General features: G+C 41.5%; 16 protein-coding genes. 5 read left to right on the plus strand and 11 right to left on the minus strand.

The window, feature by feature from the left end; genetic code table 11:
• Nucleotides 1–7 precede the first annotated feature (7 nt).
• The 4 genes from PASHI_RS08255 to PASHI_RS08270 form a co-directional block, all read right to left on the minus strand.
• Nucleotides 8–3181, minus strand: a complete 3174-nt coding sequence (locus tag PASHI_RS08255; protein ID WP_062565233.1) for an efflux RND transporter permease subunit — start codon at nt 3179–3181, stop codon at nt 8–10.
• Between the two features lie 14 nt (nt 3182–3195).
• Nucleotides 3196–4401: an efflux RND transporter periplasmic adaptor subunit gene (locus PASHI_RS08260; protein WP_054561341.1), complete on the minus strand. Its 1206-nt coding sequence runs from the start codon at nt 4399–4401 to the stop codon at nt 3196–3198.
• Between the two features lie 203 nt (nt 4402–4604).
• Complete coding sequence (locus tag PASHI_RS08265; protein ID WP_062565373.1) at nt 4605–5297, minus strand: haloacid dehalogenase type II; 693 nt, start codon at nt 5295–5297, stop codon at nt 4605–4607.
• A gap of 55 nt (nt 5298–5352) precedes the next feature.
• Nucleotides 5353–6006, minus strand: coding sequence for a peroxiredoxin-like family protein (locus PASHI_RS08270; RefSeq protein ID WP_062565234.1), 654 nt, complete (start codon nt 6004–6006; stop codon nt 5353–5355).
• Nucleotides 6007–6112: 106 nt separating this feature from the next.
• Between PASHI_RS08270 and PASHI_RS08275 the strand changes: the two genes are divergently transcribed.
• From PASHI_RS08275 to phnW, 5 genes are all read left to right on the plus strand, one after another.
• A complete protein-coding gene (locus PASHI_RS08275) occupies nt 6113–6988 on the plus strand; it encodes a LysR family transcriptional regulator (protein ID WP_062565235.1) in 876 nt (291 codons plus the stop codon).
• An 85-nt stretch (nt 6989–7073) separates the two neighbouring features.
• On the plus strand, nt 7074–7634 hold the full coding sequence (locus tag PASHI_RS08280) for an RNA polymerase sigma factor (RefSeq protein ID WP_062565236.1): 561 nt from the start codon (nt 7074–7076) through the stop codon (nt 7632–7634).
• Nucleotides 7631–8701, plus strand: a complete 1071-nt coding sequence (locus PASHI_RS08285; RefSeq protein WP_062565237.1) for a FecR family protein — start codon at nt 7631–7633, stop codon at nt 8699–8701. The genes PASHI_RS08280 and PASHI_RS08285 overlap by 4 nt, the downstream gene beginning before the upstream one ends.
• A gap of 8 nt (nt 8702–8709) precedes the next feature.
• On the plus strand, nt 8710–11733 hold the full coding sequence (locus PASHI_RS08290) for a TonB-dependent receptor plug domain-containing protein (protein ID WP_062565238.1): 3024 nt from the start codon (nt 8710–8712) through the stop codon (nt 11731–11733).
• A 141-nt stretch (nt 11734–11874) separates the two neighbouring features.
• Complete coding sequence (gene phnW, locus PASHI_RS08295) at nt 11875–12969, plus strand: 2-aminoethylphosphonate--pyruvate transaminase (protein WP_062565239.1); 1095 nt, start codon at nt 11875–11877, stop codon at nt 12967–12969.
• A 56-nt stretch (nt 12970–13025) separates the two neighbouring features.
• Here phnW and PASHI_RS08300 read toward each other — a convergent pair whose 3' ends face one another.
• From PASHI_RS08300 to PASHI_RS08330, 7 genes are all read right to left on the minus strand, one after another.
• A complete protein-coding gene (locus PASHI_RS08300) occupies nt 13026–13712 on the minus strand; it encodes a UTRA domain-containing protein (protein ID WP_054553070.1) in 687 nt (228 codons plus the stop codon).
• 64 nt (nt 13713–13776) lie between these two features.
• Nucleotides 13777–14337, minus strand: a complete 561-nt coding sequence (locus PASHI_RS08305) for an HD domain-containing protein (protein ID WP_062565240.1) — start codon at nt 14335–14337, stop codon at nt 13777–13779.
• A gap of 12 nt (nt 14338–14349) precedes the next feature.
• Entirely contained in the window at nt 14350–15744 is a 1395-nt protein-coding gene (locus PASHI_RS08310) for an FAD-dependent oxidoreductase (protein WP_062565241.1), read from the minus strand.
• On the minus strand, nt 15744–16553 hold the full coding sequence (gene phnX / locus PASHI_RS08315) for a phosphonoacetaldehyde hydrolase (protein WP_062565242.1): 810 nt from the start codon (nt 16551–16553) through the stop codon (nt 15744–15746). The genes PASHI_RS08310 and phnX overlap by 1 nt, the downstream gene beginning before the upstream one ends.
• 20 nt (nt 16554–16573) lie before the next feature.
• Nucleotides 16574–17878, minus strand: coding sequence for a DUF5690 family protein (locus PASHI_RS08320; RefSeq protein ID WP_062565243.1), 1305 nt, complete (start codon nt 17876–17878; stop codon nt 16574–16576).
• Nucleotides 17879–17926: 48 nt separating this feature from the next.
• Nucleotides 17927–20740, minus strand: coding sequence for a TonB-dependent receptor (locus PASHI_RS08325; RefSeq protein WP_062565244.1), 2814 nt, complete (start codon nt 20738–20740; stop codon nt 17927–17929).
• A gap of 139 nt (nt 20741–20879) precedes the next feature.
• On the minus strand, nt 20880–21278 hold the full coding sequence (locus tag PASHI_RS08330) for an ExbD/TolR family protein (protein ID WP_055021032.1): 399 nt from the start codon (nt 21276–21278) through the stop codon (nt 20880–20882).
• Nucleotides 21279–21509: the final 231 nt, after the last annotated feature.

Consider the following 21509-nt stretch of genomic DNA (forward strand, 5'->3'; position numbering starts at 1 on the left):
TCATTTTTTACAGGTTACCCTCTTGGGTTTTAACATGTTCTTGTTGATGATGTTCTGCTATCTCATCAGCAAGCTCTTGTCTTGAACGTTTTTCAGTTAACTTACGTGCCGTTAACCAATAAAAGAACAACGGCACAAAGAATACTGCCAGGAATGTCGCTGCCATCATACCGCCCATTACACCGGTACCAACACTGTGACGGGCACCTGCACCTGCGCCAGAGCTAAGTACTAAAGGTACTACGCCTAAAATGAATGCAAGCGAAGTCATAATGATAGGTCTAAAACGTAACCGTGCAGCTTCAAGTGCAGCCGTACTTGCGCTCCAGCCTTGTTGATGTTTCATCAAGGCGTATTCAACAATAAGAATCGCGTTCTTACTGGCAAGACCAAGTAGTGTTACCAGACCAATTTGGAAGTACACATCGTTTGTCATGCCAACAACCCAAACTGCTATAAGCGCACCAAAGGTACCAAATGGCAGGGCAAGCATCACAGACAGTGGTAGTGACCAACGCTCATATAGCGCTGCTAGAATCAAAAATACCATGATCACAGCAAGGCCTAAGGCAATTCCTGTGGTGCCTGAACTGCGTTTCTCTTGGAATGCAGAGCCTGTCCACTCGTAGGTCATATTAGGTGGTAATACTGCTTGTGCAATACGTTCAACTTCAGCAATAGCTTGACCTGAGCTGTAACCCGGCGCTGCATTACCCATCAGTTTAACAGCAGGTAAGTTGTTATAACGATTTAGGTTTTCTGGGCCACGGCTATACTCGATAGTGGTAAAGGCTGAAAGCGGCACCATAGTACCTTGATTGTTTTTAACATAGATACGGCCAATGTCGTCAGGCTTCATTCTAAATTCAGCGTCTGCAGACATTAGTACTTGCCATGCGCGACCAAATTTATTGAAGTCGTTAACGTAATAAGTCCCTAAGTTACCTGCAAGAGCCGTGAACGCATCATCAATTTCGACACCCATGGCGCGGGCTTGTTCACGGTCAACATCAACACGTAGCTGTGGTGCATCAGGGCGCCAAAGTGTTTGCAGGCCACTGATGATAGGGCTCTTTTGTGCTTCAGCTGTCATCAACTGCATTGCATGTTGAAGTTTGTCTGGGTCGCTATCACCTTTATTTTGAATATAAAACTCAAAACCACCTGTGTTACCTAAACCAAAAATAGCCGGAGGATTAAAGGCAAGAACGAGCGCCTCTTTAATACCTGCTGTTTTCATGAAGAGCTCTTGCACCAGCGCCTTGGTATCAACTTCACGCTCATCCCAATGCTTTTGCGTCACGAATAAAGTTGCAGCGCTGTTTTTGTAGCCGCCACCAATAAAGTCAAAACCGGTAAACGCCACCACATTTTCGTTCGCTGGGTTTGATTGCACGGCCTCAACAACTTGCTGCGTGACTTGCTCTGTGCGCTCAAGCGATGAACCGTCAGGTAAGAAGATTGCTGAGATGTAATAACCTTGGTCTTCATCTGGCACAAGTGAGCCTGGGGTGTTTTGCCAAAGGCCTATTGTTGCTGCAATCATGCCTGTCATTAAGATAAGACCTAACAGACCACGGCGCACCATAAATCCAACAGCACCGACATAACGGCCGGTGATCTTGGTAAACATGTCGTTAAACCATAAGAAGAAGCGGGCAGTTTGCTTGTGTTCTTGCTTTAAAATAAGTACACAAAGCGCAGGTGTCATGGTTAATGCAACGACACCCGATAAACTTACAGCAATCGAAATAGTAATAGCGAACTGGCGGAATAGCTCACCGGTTAAGCCACCTAAAAACGCAATTGGCACAAACACTGAACAAAGTACTAAAACAATTGCCACCACAGGGCCGCTTACTTCGCCCATCGCTTTAACGGCGGCGTCTCTAGCACCTAGGCCTTCTTCGTGCATGATACGCTCAACGTTTTCAAGTACCACGATGGCATCATCAACAACAATACCAATCGACAGCACCATACCGAATAAGGTGAGGGAGTTAATTGAATAACCCAGCATATACATACCGGCAAATGTGCCCAGTAGTGACACTGGTACTGCAAGGGTTGGAATAAGCGTTGCGCGCCAGTTTTGTAAGAATAAATACACTACTAAGAATACCAATACCATGGCTTCAAGCAGTGTTTTTACAACTTCACGAATTGATACTTCAACAAAGCGGGTTGTGTCGTAAGAAGTTAAATGTGCAAGCCCGGTAGGGAACTGGCTTTTCATTTCTTCAATAACACTGTTTACTTCTTCAGCTACATCAAGAGCGTTTGCTCCTGGTTGCAAGAAGATACCTAACAGTACCGCTTCTTTACCGTTAATCGTTCCTTTGAAGTTATAGTCTTTTGAGCCGAGCTCAACGCGGGCTACGTCTTTTAAGCGTAAGCTACTGCCGTCTGTGTTTGAACGAATAATGATATTTTCAAATTGCTCAGGCTCAGACAAACGCCCTTGTGCAGTTACACTGTAAACCAGCTCTTGAGGAGATTGTGTCGTAGGTGTCGCACCAATTTTACCTGCCGCATATTGTGAGTTTTGTACGCGAATTGCCCCTGCAATTTCTTCAACAGTAACACCTAATTGGCTCATTACATCAGGGCGCAACCAAATGCGCATTGCGTAATCTTTGGCACCAAAAATTTGTACACTGGTAGTGCCAGGAATGCGTTTAACACGGTCAAGTACGTTCATAGTGACATAGTTTGATGTCCATAAACTCGAACGTGTTCCATCTGGTGAGTAAAAGGCATGAACTTGTAAAAAGCTAGAAGAACCTTTTTGAACCACCACACCTTGTCGGCGTGTTTCTTCAGGTAAACGGGCTTCAACCTGTTTAACACGGTTGTTTACGTTTACAGCTGCTTGGTCAACATCCGTGCCAATTTCAAAAGTAACTTCGATGGTGGTTGAACCTGCACTGGTTGACGTTGAAGACATATACATCATGCCTTCAACACCGGTAATGGCATTTTCAATCGGTGTCGCAACCGTTTGCTCAAGTACATCGGCAGATGCACCCGGGTAGGCTGCGGTTACTTGTACAACCGGTGGTGCTATTTCAGGATATTGCGCCACAGGTAAGCTGCGCATCGCAGCAAGGCCGGCAAGCACAATAACAATAGATATAACAAACGCAAAAATGGGTCTGTCTATAAAGTAACGAGAAAACATAAGACTCCCTGTGCTTATTCTGCGTGGCTTGGGTTAGCGGCAGGTTGGCCAACATTGACTGGCATACCCGGGAAGAAAATACGTGCCATGCCATCAACAATAACTTGGTCGCCTTCTTTTAAACCACTGCGAATTAACCAAAAGTTTTGGTATTGCTCGTTTTCTGGTTTTTTGATCCATTCACCTACAGTAACAGGGGCAGGTAAAGCGACATCCATACCTTGCTCGTTTTTACTTACTACATAAACAAACTTACCAGTGCCGTTATCAAGTACTGCGCGTTGCGGAACGATGAAAGCGTTTTTGCGTACTGCACCACTTAACTCAACGCGCACGAATTGGCCCGGGCGAAGTTGAAAATCAGGGTTAGGAATAATTGCCTGAAACTCACTGGTACCTGTGTTTGGATTAATACGCACATCAGAGAAGTTAACTTCACCGGTTTGTCCGTATAAAGAGCCGTCTTGAAGTTTAATTTGTGTTTTCCAGTGGCCTTGCTCAGGTAATGTTAGTGAGCCATTTTTAACATCTTGACGCATTTGCAGTTGTTCACGCTCAGATAAGCCAAAACGAATACGAATAGGGTCAAATTGAGTCATTTGAGTCAGTAATAAATCTGGACCAGAAACATAGGTTCCTTCAGAAACAAACTCACGTCCCATTACACCTGCTACAGGGGCTTTTACTTGCGCATATTCAAGATTAAGTTGCGCTTCTTTTAAGGCGACTTTTGCAGCGGCTAAATCAGTTTTGGCAATATCATTGGCTGAACTAGCGTTATCGTAATCACGTTGAGAAACAGACTTTTCGGCACGTAGTTTAGCTAATCGTTTAACGTCACGATCAGCTTGAACAAGCGCTGCTTTTGCACCATCAAGTGCTGCTTGCGCACGATCAACCGCAAGTTGATAAGGTTCAAGGTCAATTGTAAACAGTGATTGGCCTTGCTCTACACGCTGACCTTCTTCAAAGTTGCGTGATTCAAGAATACCGGTAACACGGGCACGAACTTCAACTTCTTTTGAACCAGACAACGTTGCTGGCAGCTCAATAGTAAAAGGGGCATCGTGAGTTTCCATTGTCATAGTCGCGACAGCAGCGGGGTGCATTTGACCCTGTTGTTGCTGTGGCGCTTCAGAACAACCTTGCAGTAGCAAAGGAGCAGAAACTAATAACAACGCAGATAATGATAATTTGGCAGGTGCGAAAGGCAGACGCATGTTTACTCCACAGTCCAATTGTTAAGTAGGTATGCATAAAAAATAGTCTATTAGCATGAAAGACGTCACTATGCATATTCATTTAGCGTTTAGTTTATACCCAAAAAAGAGAAAGGTACACCCTGTAGTTTACTTTTTTGTTAGGCGCAAAAAAACGCAAAAACATTTTCGCTTTGCGTTGATATAACGGTTTAAATCGTTTTTTACTTTTGAGCCAGTAATAAGGCTAACTCTTCAAGGTTTTTAACAATGTAGTCTGGTTGCTTTGCCAATGGGTAAAGCGCTTTACCGGGCCTTGCGATAAACGCTGTTTGCATACCCGCTTGTTTAGCGCCTGCAACATCCCAGCCGTGCGCAGCAACCATTAAAGCTTCGTGAGGCGCTACATTTAATTGTTCAAGCAACCACTTGTAAGCGCGCAGATCGGGTTTATACACTTTAATATCTTCAACACTGTAACGGTGAGTAAAGTAATCTGTTAAACCAGCATGTTGGAACTGCGCTTTTACACCCTTATTTGACGAATTTGTGAAGCTGACCAGTTTATAGTCTTGCTTTAATTGCGCCAACGCTGGTTTAACATCAGTATGGGCAGGTAAAGATAAAAGCGGTGGCACAATCGCTTGCTTTGCTTGCTCTTTAGTTAACGAAATTTGATTATTACTTGCCACCATCATCAGTGCAGCAACGCCGATGTCAGCAAAGTCATGATAATCATTCGACACCGTACTCACTAAGGAATGATGCAGCATGGTCGAAAACCAAAGCGGTAATAGCTGGGTATTGTCATTAAGCGCTTTAGCGACTGAGCCTTGCATTTGTTCAAGATCAAGCAAGGTTTCGTTGACATCAAACACAATTACTTTTGGTTTTGCTTGGTGTTGAGATTCTGCCATTGTGCCTCCTGAGTAAGTTAGGGTTACCAATAAAACTAGACTAAAAAATGCTTTTTTAAACATGGTTTAGTGCCTTAACAGCGTTAAGAACATCTAAAGGCTCTGCTCTAAGTGTGTAATCTTCATGAGCAAAAGCAAATTTAATCACCCCTTGGCTATCAATAACATAGGTTGCTGGTAGTGGTAATTCGTAACTTTCGTCACCATTGGCTTTTGGAATATCTAAACCAAGTTGATGGTAAACAGGGATTAAGCGTTCATCTAAGGTGAATACCAAGCCACACTTTTTAGCCAAAGAGTTAGACACATCAGAAAGCACCGTATAAGCCAGCTCGTTTTGCTGTTGGGTAGACAGTGATTCATCAGGTAACTGAGGCGAAACAGCAACTAACTGTGCATTTTGATCAGCAAATGCTTGTTGCATATTGTTAAGTGCGCGAAGCTCTAAGTTACAATACGGGCACCAGCCACCACGGTAAAAACTCAGCACAAGCGGGCCTTTCGCTAGCAACTCAGCCGAGCTGATTTGTTTGCCCTTGCTGTCGGGTAATTCAAATGCTGGAAACTTATCACCGATGTTTAAAGCATGTTTACTTAATTGTTCTGCAATCAGTTTTTCAGTCGTGACATCCATCAAATTTAAGATATCAGCTGGGACATTGGCTTTCTTTTGCACTTCAAATGCGTCGATTTGGGTTTTTAAAGACATACATACTCCAATCATTTTTTACAATTTGTAGCAAGTATAGAGTTTTAAATTTTTATATATACAATACAAAACTGAAACCTAAATTCGAAAATGTTGAATCAAAGCCATGTACAGTTTATGTGATTTAGAAACCTTTATTGCCATAGTTGAAAACCAAGGTGTAGTTGCTGCCGCTAAAGCTCAGGGCCTCTCACCTGCAACGGTAAGTCATCGCTTAAGTAAGTTAGAAAAAGCATTAAGTACTGTATTGTTGTTTCGTGATAGTCGGCGAATACGCTTATCACCAGCAGGAGAGCTGTTTTATCAACGAGCTGGTGCCATTTTAGAAGCTTTATATGATGCTGAGCATCAAATTGGCGCACGGGGCTCAGCGGTTACAGGGCTTTTAAGAGTCACTATGCCGCCTTGGGTCTTTTCGAAATTTGTAATGCCACAGCTTGGCCACTTTGAACAGCAATATCCCGACTTAAAACTCGATTTTATGATTACAGATCAATTTGTGAATATTGTTGATGACGCACAAGATGTGGCTATTCGGGTAGGTCAGTTGGCAGATTCAAACCTGCTTTCTCGTAAGCTTGTTAGTAACTCTCGTATTTTGTGCGCAGCACCGAGTTATATTGAAAAATATGGGCAACCTAAGTCGGTGGCTGATCTTAAAGACCATTACTGGGTGTGTTTGCCATGGCAGCGACAGCTTAAGTTTAACGAAGGCGGGCAAATAGTTAATTATAATGCGAGAACGCGTTTTACTGTATCTAACTCAGATAACATGACACAGGCGGCGATTGCAGGCCATGGCATAGCGATTAAATCTTATATTGCAATTAAAGATGATTTAGCCGAAGGACGGTTAATCGAAATACTCCCTAATAGCCTCGTAGATGCTGACGCACCAGTGTGGTTTTTAAAACCACAAAACAGCCTAGTGACGCGCAAAACAGAGGTTTTTTATGAGTTTATGAAATCTTTGTTTACCTAAGGTACAAAAACTTAACAAATGGCTTGTAATTAAACTGAAATCTCGTACCCTAAAGCAATAAAAATATAATAAAGGTGAGTTAAGGATGACAGATCAAACTGGGGTTATCACCGCTTTTACCGAGATATCGAGCAAGCTTAGGCGCTTTGTATCACGTATCGTCAGCCCTGATGATGTAGAAGATATTGTGCAAGAGACGTTTATAAAAAGTTATGAAGCTGATCTTAAGCAAAATATCGAATATACTCACAGTTACATGCTGAAAACGGCTAAGCATTTGGCGCTTAATCATATCGCTAAATGGGACAATAAATACAAAGAATCGTTAGATGAACAACAGCAGGTTGAGCATCACATGCGTTCAATGGCACTTGAAGATGAAGTGACTTCTAAAGAGCGTTTTTTGTTTTTTTGCCGAGTGACTAACGAATTAAGCCCTCAGGTTAAAAAATGTTTTATCTTAAAAAAAGTCTATGGCTTAAGCCAAAAGGAAATTGCAGCTAAAATGAGTCTTAGCGAAAGTACTGTTGAAAAACATATAGCCAAAGGCTTATTACATGTTCACCGAGCAATGAAATCACACGACGTACAACCACAGGCATTTACCCCAACCACAGAGTTCACTGAAAAAGAGGTGAACAAATGAGTAATGTTCATCCATTTTCATCAAAAGACATGATTCAAGAGCAGGCGAGTCAATGGATCAGTGCAATTGATCGTGGCCTATCTAAAGATGAAGTAAGCCAATTACATTTGTGGGCTCACCAAAGTGCAGCTCATCAAGAGGCATTGTTTGAACTTGCGACCTTATGGGATGAAATGAGTGTACTTAATGAGTTAAGTAGTTTGTTTCCTTATAAAGCACCGCAAAAACAACCAGCAGTGTTTGGTATGGCAACCGCTGCCAGCTTTTTAGTGGCAATGCTGCTTGGTTCTATCATGCTTATCTATTCAAGCTATTGGCAAAGTGAAGAAAACGATTACGCCAAATTTAGCAAAATTTACCGCACCAAAGTGGGTGAGCAAGCTGAATTTGTGCTACCAGACAGCACTATTGTTCAGCTTAATACCAATACTAAACTCGAAGTTGCCTACTCAGGCGATCGCCGTCAGTTGATTTTGAGCCGCGGTGAAGGGCGCTTCAATGTTGCCAAAGATCCGAGCCGTCCGTTTACGGTTATTGCTGGTGACAAATCATTTACTGCACTTGGTACGGTGTTTAATGTTCAGCGAAATACTGCTTCAGACTTAGAGCTAGTGGTGACTGAGGGCAAGGTGATGATTGCTGATCCGAGTACGCAGGTTGATGCTAGCGACTTTAATCGTTTAAAAGATGCCTCAGATAACAGTGCAGATATTAAAGCGCTTCGCGCTAATGTTGTTGTATCTGGTGAGAAAGCACTAATAAAACAAAGTAAAACAGAGCCAATTAAACAGTTATCGGTTGATGACGTACAACGTGATTTGGCATGGCAACAAGAAATGCTGATTTTTAATGGCGAGTCTTTAGGCGAAGCACTGCAAGAAGTAAGCCGTTATACTGCCACACGTTTTGAATTAAATGACCCAGAACTTGCCTCATTAAAAGTGGCTGGTGTGTTTAAAACTGGCGACATAAAAGGTTTGCTTGATTCTTTACAGGCCAACTTAGGTGTAGAACATCAACGTTTAGGTGAACATCGTGTTAGCTTAACTATCGCTGCAAAAGGTTAGTTCTGCCCATGAGAATACGCCAATGTAATGATGTTAATTGTGCGCCACCTTCTCGTCACAAAAAATTAATTAAAAAAAAGTTAAATTTACATAGCGGATTTTTCTTCCTCACTTGTTTGTTTAAATTGCGCAGTAAGCAATTGCCGTTGTTACCTGCCACTTTTGTTATTTATGGCCTCACAGCAGGCCAAGTAGCAATAGCGGCTGAAAAACAGATGCTGCAATTTGACATCAAAGCGCAACGAGCTGATTTGGCGTTAATCGAATTTGCAAAGCAAACCGAACAAACAGTCATTTTTTCTTTCGAATTAGCAAAGCAATATCAAGCGCAATCTGTATTTGGTTTTTACACCAAACTTGATGCACTGAATGCGATGCTAGAAGGCACTGAGCTCGATGCGGTTGTTGATCAACAAGGCTTGCTGAGTATAAAACTCAAACAAGTAGATAGGATAGATAATAACATGATCAAAGTATCAGGGGTCAGCGCTGCAGTCGTGCCATTACTGCTTGCCGCCAATACGCAAGCGTTAGCAGAAGATCAATCAGCAGAACAAAACATCGAAAAAATTGCCGTTGTCGGTAGCCGTGTAGCAGGACGCTCGGTTGAAGATTTACCGGTTCCGGTTGATATTTTAAGTGCCGAAGCACTCGAGAATACAGGTCAAACAGAAGTAGGCCGTATGCTTCAGGCCATTGCACCGTCTTTTAACTTTTCAAGCTCGTCTATCAGTGATGGTACTGATGCACTTCGTCCTGCAACATTACGTGGCTTAGGGCCAGATCAAACCTTAGTTCTTATCAATGGTAAACGTCGCCACCAAGCAAGCCTTATTCACATTAATACGTCAGTAGGTCGTGGTACGGCGGGTACCGACATGAATGCTATTCCTGCTGCTGCAATCAAACGTATTGAAGTATTACGTGATGGTGCTGCTGCGCAATATGGTTCAGATGCCATTGCAGGTGTTATTAATATCGTATTAAAAGACGCTGAAGAGGGCGGTAAAGCAGCGATTAATTACGGTGAGTATTCAGAAGGCGATGGCGAAACTGTGACTGTTGATTTCAACAAAGGTTTTGCTTTAGGTGATGAAGGTTATTTAAATACCACAATCAACTACCGTGACCGTGCGCCGACAAACCGTGCAGGCCTTCATGGCTCATGTCAATTTTACGGCTGTACTGAACTTGATGACGGTACGCTTTTAGCAGGCGACCCTCGTGAGTTAACGGCACCTCGTAATACGTTTAGAATTGGTGATGCAGATTCACAGCAATTTGCTCTAACCGTTAACACAGGCTATGAGCTTGCTGGTGGTGAGCTATATGGCTTTATCACTTATTCAAATCGTGAAAACGAATCAGCAGCGTTTTTCCGTCACAACGCTAATGCTAATGGTAACCCTGTATTACAAGATGGTGATGCAACCATTCCTATGGGTTTCTTACCAAAAATTAATACTGTAATTGATGACGTGTCTTATAACTTTGGTTATAAAAAATCGTTCGATAATGACTCAAGCATTGATTTATCGTACACCTACGGTGAAAACAGCATTGATTACACAACTAGTGACACTATCAACGGCTCTTACGCTAACTACCTTCGCTATGACCAAGGTTTAACGGCCGATGAAATTCGTGCCACTATTCCGCGTTCAGCATATGCATATGGCCTTGAATTATCACTGCAAACTCTAAACCTTGATTACACTAAAGATTACGACAACTTCTCATTAGCACTAGGTGCTGAGCTTCGTACCGATGAGTTCCGTATTCTTGAAGGTAGCGAATACGCATACCGTGATTACGACACTGTTGATGGTATGAGCATCTATTCTGGCTTGAATGGCGGGGTTGGTAGTGTTGACGCTGCAAGCGGCACGCAAGGTTTTGGTGGTTCAGATCCGGCATCATCAGTTGATGAGTCGCGCGATGTAATCTCATTCTATATGGATGCAGAAACCTATGTTATCGATGATGTAATTATTTCAGGTGCGGTACGTTACGATAACTACAAAGGTTTTGGTGACACAGTTAACTTTAAGTTAGCGGGTAACTGGTCTGTCACTGAAGATGTGTCTTTACGTGGTGCATTAAGCACTGGTTTTAGAGCACCTTCTATGCAACAACTTTACTTTAATAACGTAAGTACTCAGTTTGTTGTAGGTGATGATGGCAGCTTAGTGGCTGAGCAAGTAGGTACGTTCAGAAACGACAGTACTTTAGCGCAATCAATTGGTATTCCTAAGCTAAAAGAAGAAAAATCACAAAACCGTAGTTTAGGTATTGTGTATAACGTTACCGACAATATCAATTTAACCATTGACTACTACTCGATTGATATCGACGACCGTATCGTTATTTCAAACCGTTTAGGTAAAGGTTTATCAGATACGCTAGATGCTGCACTTGAAAGCTCAGGCGCAGGTGCGGGTCAGTTCTTCTTAAACGGAGCAGACACAGAAACAGAAGGTGTTGATTTAGTTGCCACATGGAACACAGAAGGTCTTGGCGGTACGCTAGATTTCACCTTTGCTGCTAACTTCACTAAAACTGATGTGGTTGATTTATTCACGCCATCAGGCAGTGGTCTTGAGACTATTCCAGTAGAAGATGTGTTTTCTGCCCAAGAAACATCAATTATCGAAGAATGGCAACCAGAAGACCGCATTAACTTAAGTGCGCTTTACCGTTTAGAAGATTGGACTGTAAACCTATCTCTAAACCGTTACGGCGAATACACAGTTGAAGATGGTGGTCGTCAAACATACGGTGCTGAAATCTTAACTGATGTTAAAGTTAACTACTTCTTTAACGAAAACCTGTCATTTAACATTGGTGCAAATAACTTATTTGATGTTTACCCAGATAAGAACACCATTGGTAATTCACGCTCGGGTACGATTGTTGACGCTAGCGGCAACACAATTGTTTCAAGCCCTGGTGTATTCACTTACTCACGTCGTTCAGCACCATTTGGTTTTAACGGTGCGTACTACTACGTAGGTGCAGAGTACAAGTTCTAAACTCCCTTTAGATTCCTTTATTATTTAACTTGCAAAGGGCCGTTAGGCCCTTTTTTAATGCAGTCATAAAAACTTCACTTTTTTTATCAACATAAATCCCTAATAATATCTGGACTAGACCAGATTTAGGCGATATTAAAAATGAATGAATACTTACTGTTAACTCCTGGCCCATTAACAACATCGGATACTGTAAAACAAGCGATGTTAAAGGATTGGTGTACATGGGATGACGATTATAACTTAGGTGTTGTACAGGCTATTCGTAGCAAACTTGTAACTTTATCCACTAAAAGCAATGACTATACGTGCACATTAATGCAGGGCAGTGGCACTGCGAGTGTAGAAAGTGCTTTAGGTAGTTTAGTCGCAAATGAGCATAAGTTATTGATAATAAACAATGGCGCGTATGGTAAACGGATGGCAGAAATTGCCCAGTATTTAGGCATTGACCATTGTGTTTTAAATTACACTGAAACTCAGCTACCAAACTGTGACGACATTGAAAAAACACTCTTGAGCGATGAAAAAATTAGTCATGTTGCAATGGTGCACTGCGAAACGACGACTGGCATGCTAAACCCAGCAAAGCAAGTTGGCGAACTATTATCACGCCATAACAAAGTGTATATTTTAGACGCTATGAGCAGCTTTGGTGGCGTACCGTTTGACTTAGCAGATTGGCACATTGATGTAATGATAAGCTCATCTAATAAGTGTATTCAAGGTGTTCCAGGTTTTGGTTTTGTTATTTGCAAACGTGACTTAATTGAAGACTCTCAGGGTGTTGCACGTTCGTTGTCACTTGATTTACATGCACAGTGGCAGTGTATGGAGAACAACCAAGGTAAATGGCGTTTCACATCTCCCACACATGTTGTACGCGCATTTCATCAAGCTCTTATTGAATTAGAACAAGAGGGTGGTATTGCAGCACGTCATAAGCGTTATAAAAACAATCAGCAACTCTTAGTGACTGCGATGAGAGATTTAGGTTTTGAAACACTCTTAGATGATAGCTTACATTCACCGATTATCACCTCATTTTATTCTCCAACAGCAAATGGGTATGACTTTAAAGAGTTTTATTTGTTGCTTAAAAACCAAGGGTTTGTGATTTACCCAGGTAAGGTGTCAGATGCTGATTGCTTTAGAATTGGCAATATTGGTCATGTGTTCGAAAACGATATTACACGTTTAATTAAAGCAATATCAAACAGCAGATATTGGTTATAAAGAATGTTCACCCGTGTAAAGGCTTTGTTTAACAAAGCCTTTTTTCATTTATTGCCTTAGTGACCTTCGACAGTCATTTCAATGGCATTATGCAACCAATACTCAATATTGTAATCCACTAAACTTCCTAGTTCATCAAAGCGTTTACGAATAACTTTTAAACAGGGAGTACCACTATTTTTTTGCAATACCTGTGCTACATCGTCAGGAAGGACAGTCACACTAATTGCGCACTGCTCATTGACTACATTTGTTGCGTATTGATTTGCCATTATTTGTGTTATCGAGCCATTTAGGTTGTGCTCAGCAAGGCTATCAAAACGCGCAGCATCACAAAAAATATCTTCAAACATCACTAAGCGCTCATCAAGGCTGCGGGCACGTTGCAAATGGTGCAAAGTTGATGCAGAAAATTCTGCTTTTAAATCATGATTGCTAATTTCTTGATGGCTAATCACTTGGGTATCAGCAACAAAGCCTTGTTGTTTTGCCAGTTCATAAAAGTTTACTTTAGTGGCAGGGTTCCACTTAAGTTTTGTTGGCGTTACAAACCAACCACGGCGCGTTTGGCTATAGATCAATCCTTCAGCTTCTAAACGAAGTAGTGCCTCACGGACTGTAATACGGGTCGAGTTAAATTGTTCTTGTAACAAACGCTCAGAAGGGAGCTTGTCACCCGTGTTCAGAGTCCCTTCGCTTAGTAATTGATGTATGTAATTTCTGATTTGTTGATATAAAAGCATACCGTGCCTTTTTGCTAAATACAGCTTTAGCTTAACTGATAATAAAAGGATTTATAACGTTTGATTATGAAATTAAATAGTTATCTAAGTAATCTAGCCAAAAAGAAAGTGGTTCAATATGCATATTTGGATCTTTTGCACAGTCGTCAAGTTCTCTTAATTGTAAAATTTCTTCAAAATATGGCTGGGCTGCAAATTGATTAGCTTGTTGTAACGACAAAGGGCCACCTTGTTGTTGCAAGGTGAGTGTACTGGCAGGCGAAAGTGTTTGCTCATAACCAGCATTCTTTGCGACTAAATAGCGTTTAGCTTGAACATGTTGAGAAACCATGGCAACGACAGCAGCATTAAAGTTATTTTCTTTTAAAAAAATTGCGCCAAGCTCGCAGTGATTGACATATCCTTGCTTGGTCATCGTGAGATTTTGCTGCTGTGCGATTAAATGCCCAATATCATGTAAAAATGCAGCAACGACAGTATCAGCGCTTAATTTTTGCTGCAATGCAAGCCCAGCGCACTGGGCTGCATGAGAATACTGAGTACAAATTTCGTCATAGTGTTGGTAACCAAACTGCTCAAATAAATAACGGATCTGTGTAATTGTTGGTTGGTGTGTAATGGTCATCTTAAAAAAGCTCTACGATTTCATATCAACTTTTCCTGCGCTGCCTATGAAGCTGGCAAGATACGTATCTATTTGATTTACATGGGTGTTGTTGTCTTCTGCTCGTTCTTTACGACGAATTGCATTACGAATTAGGTAAGCGCCGACAGTTCGAAAGGGCTCAACTACAAAGTTGTCTAATGCTTGATTTACAAGGCCACAGTGTTGCCAAACAGGTGCATTTTTTAAGATTAAAGCACACAGAATATTAGCCCCTAAAAAAGACTGTACGACGCCATTACCAGAATAACCCCCGGCGTAGATAACGTTTGCTTGATTATTCAAATGTCCAAACAACGGGAAGCCAGTGACACTTCGGTCAGAAGGGCCTGTCCAAGTTCGATCAATTTCAAAATTATGGTTAGGGAAAAAGTGTGATAAAGAGTTATTTAATAGCGTTTGATAGCGACTCGGTTGCTCAAATTTATCACTCATTCTGTTTGCGAAGCTAAAATAATTTCCGCCTTTGCCTAGCATTAATCGACCATCAGTAGAGGTGCGGTAATAGTTTACAAAAATACGGGAGTCTATTATTGCAGCGCCATGATTGAGACTTAAATGCGCAAGGGTTTCAGGCATCGGTTTAGTAATTGCCATATCGCTTGAAACCAGCACGATATTGCGTTGAAACTGCGGTTTTAGGGTAGGGAGCCACGCATTAACGGCAAATACAAGATGATTAGCACAAATATTACCTTGGTTTGTTTCAACATTTAGAGGGGACTGTCCGCTATGTGCTTTGTATTGGCACTGTTCAATAATTTTAACGCCTAAACTTTCAGCGACCTGTTTTAAACCACGAACTAATTTTGCCGGCTGAATACTACCACCATGAGGTGAATAATGACCGCTAATATTGGCGGCTGACCCTGTATTGATGAGTGTTTGAGTATCACAGTGTTGCCACGCATTAAGATTATTATCCTCAAGCATTTTTATTGCGGGGGTTAACAAGTGCTTTTGTGCTTCATTTGAGGCGGTGTAATAACAGCCATCAATTCGACAATCGCAGTCGATACCGTGCTGACGAACAAACTCTGCAATTTGATGAACCGCTGACTCAGACTCTTTGACTAAAAACAGTGCCTTTTCGAGACCTACTAACTTACTTAAACTGGGCAGCTTAGTTGACCAAGTTAACATTGCACCGCCATTTCTCCCTGATGCACCTTGCCCGCAAAAGCCTTTTTCAATGATGGTAACTTTTAAATTAGCTTGTTGCTGCTTGAGTTTGATAGCAGTCCAAAGACCCGTAAAGCCACCACCTATGATACATACATCGCAATGGTGCTTTGTAGGTAATGAAAGAGGAAGCGCATAGGCTTCCTCTTGCATTGCGTTATCAAACCAAAAAGGTTGAAACTGCATTATGGGCGCTCCCCTCGGCTTAGCTTGGCATCAATCTCCATCAAAACAGTTTCAATATCAGCCAGCGAGTCAACCACGAAATGCGCATCTGCAGAGTACAAGCTTTGGTAAGCTTGACGTGTCAGTTGCTGCTTTTGCTCAGCACTACAAGCTTGCCACTCTTGTTCTGTTAAGCCGATAGCATTACCGCTTAATGCGAGGCCAATTGTCCACATTCCGGCATTCAAACCTTCTTCGATGCCGGGGGCAGAATCATCAATTTTTATACAGTTAGCGACTTTTTTAATGCCTAAAGCATTTACATTTTCAAGAGCCATCCAAGGGCCAGGGCGAGAGCCGGCTTTAAGGTCATCACTTGCTACCCAATGATCCGGTTGATAACCATAGTCTGCAGCGGCACTGACTAACACTTCCATAACTTGGCGAGGATAGCCCGAACAACTGCCTACTTTGATGTTTTGCTGTTTTAAGCGATTGATCACTTCAAGCGCACCAGGAATAGGCATTGCTCTGTCTGCTACTTTTGCCTTTTGCAATGGCATGAAAGTTTGATAGATGTGATCAATATCTGAGTCTGACATTGCTCGGCCAAACTGTGAGTGCCAGCGTGAAGCAACTGACTCCAATTTTCCAAGTGTGGCAATGTGATCCCATTTTCCCATACCCATTGGAATACGCGCTTCTGCAAGTGAAATCTCAAAGTCATAAGCTTGTTTAAATGCTTCAACAAAAATGGTGGTAGGGGCAACTGAGCCATAATCCACGACAGTTCCAGCCCAATCTAAAATGATAGCTTCTATGTTTTTCATAAGATTCTCTTTTAATTGTTTCAGGTAACAACCTGTTTTGAGTGATGAGTTCGAATAGGGGATAAACGTACTGTGAAATAACACAGTGAACATGCAACTAAAGCGGCGGCTACAATGCCAACTAAGTAACAAGCGTTAATAAAGAAGTTAAGCCAACTGAGCTCAGGCATAGCAAACGTTCTGTACAGTAAGATACTGACAGAGCCAAGATAGCCAGCAGAATCAGCAAGATAGATTAAAAAACCTGCATTAGCGACGGAGCCAACGGCTGAAATCATTCGGTCAAATAGAAAACAGTTATACGGGATGTAACTGATATAGAGACCTGAACCAAGTAATACCATCCACGCTTTTGCGGATATCAAGTCAGCTTCAAAAGCAAAGGTACTCGACAATAACAAAGCAGCACCGAATAAAATAAAGCCGTGATTGACATAAAATGCGGTTTTGTTGTTTTTTACCAAAACCATCGCACCTAATGCGATAAGGACAATAAATGACATTCTTATCCCCGCGTAGGCGAAAATGGCAGGTTCTTCACCATGGCCAAGAGCTTGCCAAATTTCAGCTGCAAAATTGTCACGGAAATCACGGAAACCAGTAAACAGCATAAAGCTTAAAATGAGGCAGCTAATACCAAACCAATATTGTTTAAAAAATTGCCAACGTGCTTTGCCATCCATAGGTAAGCGTTTTTGTCTTGCTTGTTCGTCCTCTGCTGTTGGTTCTGGAATGAGGGTTAAGCATTTAACACTAAACAATAGCAGCGGGAAAAATAGCGCACCTGTCGCTGCAGGCATCCATAGCTCAGGTACATTTAGTGTATCAATAAGCCATTTGCCTACACTGCGAACAAGGCCTGATGCCAATATAAATGTGACACTCAAAATTGCGCCTAGAATTTCACTGGTTTTTCTTCCTTCAAGAAAGCTAAAAACAAGTCCCCAAATCATGCCTAGTGAGAGGCCATTAAAAAATAGCCAAATAACATTTAACCCAATCGGAGTGATAGCAAATAACACCAGCGATATTTCTGCAGCGGCAATAAGGCCAATAATTGTTAAACCTCGTTGCTGATGCTGCATCTCTGAAATAACTTTTATGCCAATAAATTTAGCGCATAAATAGCCAAAAACTTGCGCCAAAATCAGTGCAATTTTAAAGCTTACCTGCCAACTCGGATCGTCGAATTCAGTGTAACTATTTGCAGTGAATGGCTTACGAAATGCGTACATAGAAAAGTAAGTGAGAAATGCAGCACTGGCTGCAAATAACACAAAACCGGTTCCTTGGGCACGTTTAAGCCAATTAGGGTGTGAAAACATTAGGTATCCTTTGCGGGGCAATGGCCCCGCATACAACTCAAAGACTGATTAGAACTGATAATTAAAGCCAACCATGCCGCGTACACCGTAGTACTCTACTTGTAGAGGACGGCTTTCATCGCCTAGGTAGTATTTAAGAGGCTCGTTGGTTAAGTTATTCAGTTCGAGGTAGACTAATGCGTTTTCGTTAAGCTGATATGACGTCGTAAAATCAACGCTTGTATTGTCGCCATAATAGCTGTCAAATTGTTTGCTGCTGCCATGCTCTTCAATGTATTCACCTTTGAAGTTAACGGCTAATCGAGCTGCAAAATGCGTATTATCGTAATACACCGTAAAGTTGTAGAGACTATCTGCTTGGCGAGGAATTGAGACTTTGTCTGCGCGATCTGGAATCGTCATTTCTGAATCCATGAAGGTCGCATTAGCCATGATGCCAAAGTTATCTAGTTCAGGTGTAATAAAACTTAAATCACGATTAAACGCCACCTCGAGGCCTGCAAGCCATGCGCTATCGCCATTTTCAGGGCGAATAATATTAACCCCAGTGTTATTGCCGAACTCTCCTATAGAGCTACTTTGAAAAATAGGATCGGTAATATCTTTATAAAATACCCCCAGAGAAACTAACCCTAAGCGGTCAAAGAAGTATTCAGCCATTAAGTCGACATTATTTGAATAAGTCGGCTCTAAATTTGGGTTACCAGAAGTTAATTCGTTGTCTGCTTCTAAGTAAGTCGCCCCTGGAGTTAATGAGCCAAAGTCAGGACGAGCAAAAGAGCGAGTTAATGCGAGTCGATAATTGGTTTGGCTGTTAGGGTGGTAGGTTAAATGCAATGCAGGTAACACAGACAAGTAGTCATTGTTTGCTTTAACGCTTTCGACTTTATCTTCATCTGCAAGGTAAATATAACCGTCAACTTCGGTGTCTGTTTGAGTTAAACGAAGACCTGTTAGCATTTCCCAATTAGCGTTAATGGTATATGTTGCCATACCATATAAAGATGCATGTTGTTCATTAACATCAAAGTTTCTGCCAAGCGCTCCACCATTTTCGATTAAAGCAGATTCACTCTTATCAAGGACAAACTTGTCTTTATTTTTATTCCAAAAATTTGCTAAATCATGAGTACTAGCAACTTGCGAAAACTGACTTTGATAATCGTAAGAAAGCTCGCTTAAATAGTCACTTCGGCCCGGTTGGTCCGCTAATGTAAAATCACTCAGAGTAGGGGCTGCGCCATAGTTTTCAGTATCCCATGCATAAAATTCATCACTGAACCTAGCAACGCGTTCTTTATCGCGGTATTTTGCACCTACTTTAACAATAAGGTCGCTGTTGAGTTGCCACTCAAAGTCTAAAGCGGCAACAATTTTATCTTTTTCATTCACCTTAATTTTATATAGTTCGACCCACGATAAGCCCATTTGGCTTGGATCAAACGAAAAGCCACTTGGTAGGTGAGTACTGATTTGGTCCCATGGATCTGAGCCACCATCAATCGTGTTATAAGCGTAGTTTTTGCCTGTATCTCTGTCTTCAAGGCCTTCGTAACCGACATTTTTTTGGTCAAATCGAACTACAAAATAACTGTTATCTTCGCTGTTAGGCGTGTTGCCATACCTAAATTCGTTTTCATAGCTAGATAAAGACCAATTTAATGTTTTGTCGTAACCAAAGAAATGCTCACCAGCAAACTCAAAGCCAGTCATTTCTGTTATGAGCTCATTTCTTATATGTTGTAGCTCTGCTCTGTCTTTATCAAAACGCATACGATGCTTATAGTGCGTTTCATCGTCGATTAGTGTGCCGTACATGGCACTCGCACTAATACTGCCTTGTTCTAGCTGGTATTCAACAGAACCATTTAAACCGTAAGTTTCACGAGTTCCGGTGTAATCTCTTAGCTCTAAACGATAAATTCCTAAACCATCATTTCCTCTACGAGGCTCAAAGTTATCTGTTGCCCAGTCCCGTTGCCAAGCTGTTGCGTTAATTAAAAAACCTAATTTGTCATTTAAGATACGATCGCCATAAAGTAAGTTGGCAGAGTAGTTATTTCCATCAGCTAGTTCATTTTGACCGAGTGCTAAATTGGCATTAAATACAAAATCATCAGGTGCTTTTTTGGTTATAAAGTTAACGTTACCACCAATAGCATCTCCCTCCATTTCTGGCGTTAATGCTTTTGATACCTCTACAAATTCAATAAGCTCACTCGGGAAAAAGTCAAACGCAGTGGCGCGGCTGGTGGTTTCTTCTTCTGCAGTTGGTAATCGGTTGCCATTGATTGTTGCAGAGCTCCACTGCGCAGGTAAGCCGCGAACAGCAACAAATCGGCCTTCGCCTTGATCGCGTTCTATAGAAACACCAGGGATGCGTTGAACTGCTTCAGCTGCGTTACGGTCTGGCAACTTACCGATGCCATCAGCCGAAATAACATTTTTAATATTTTTAGCATTTTTTTGGCTATTGGCCGCAGCCATTTCACCACGTTGAATTTGACCAACAGCAACGACTTCTTCAATGGTGTTAGCTGAATTATCCATCACAATAGGAGACAGTAATTTAACTTCATTGTTGCTTATCTCAACATCCACAATCTGGCTGCTATAACCCATATACGAAACTTCAAGTTGGTAGCGACCTGCATCTAATTTAGCAAGCTCAAACTTACCATCATAATCAGTCACTGTTGATTGATTTGTGCCAACGACTTTAACCAAAGCACCTGGCAAGCGATTACTATGATCTGTGATAGAGCCTTGAATTTTTGCATCAGTGGCAAAAGCGCTATGCGCTGATAAAAATGGGTAGCTGCACAAAAAAACAGCTGTGCTGAGTGTACGTCGTTTAATCATCTGTTGAGCCTCTTATTTTTAAATTAATCTGGACTAGACCAGATTTGTTGCAGACAATAATAGAGAGGCTTTTTTACAAAGATGTGACGGTTTTTTATTTTTAATATTAAAAAAGGGTCAAATGACCCTTTTAGGTAAGTTATAGAGACGTGCTTATAGAAATTGGCACATCTTGATATTGTTTTATTTTATCAAGCAAGGTTACTAAGGTTTTGTGGCTGCTTTGCTCACTTGCTGTTACTTGCACGTTGGTCATTTCAAACTGTGCGGCAAATAACGCAAGGTTAGCGATTATTTGCTCTGGTGTGATAAGCCTATTTGCAAAATAAATACTGTCGTTTTCAGTGATAGTAAATTGCGCTTGTTTTTTAGGGTTTTCAAGACTTGGTTTTGCTAAAGGGCGATTTACTTCAATAGCGCGCTCTTTAACAAATGAGGTTGTGACGATAAAAAATATCAGCAAGATAAACACAATATCAAGCATAGGGGTCATATCTACATCAGCGTTTGCAGTGGTTTTTTTATGTTGTTTCACCATAATTAGGTCCTTGTTGTTTTTGACCAAGCCACAAAAGTTACGATTAAGTGGACTAGCCATAGACGTGATTAATACCACGGATTATTTTTAAAATGCTGGGCGCCACAGCAGTTTTTAGGATCCTAAATTTAAAGTTAGCAGCTTTTAAAAAAACGGTAGTTAAATAAATATTCTAAGTTTATTAAATGTTTGTAGCGTTTTTGTAGGTAAAAATATTTATTAGCTTTGATG

Origin of the sequence: Pseudoalteromonas shioyasakiensis (assembly GCF_001550135.1) — a bacterium.
In the GTDB taxonomy this organism is placed as follows: Bacteria; Pseudomonadota; Gammaproteobacteria; order Enterobacterales; family Alteromonadaceae; genus Pseudoalteromonas; species Pseudoalteromonas shioyasakiensis.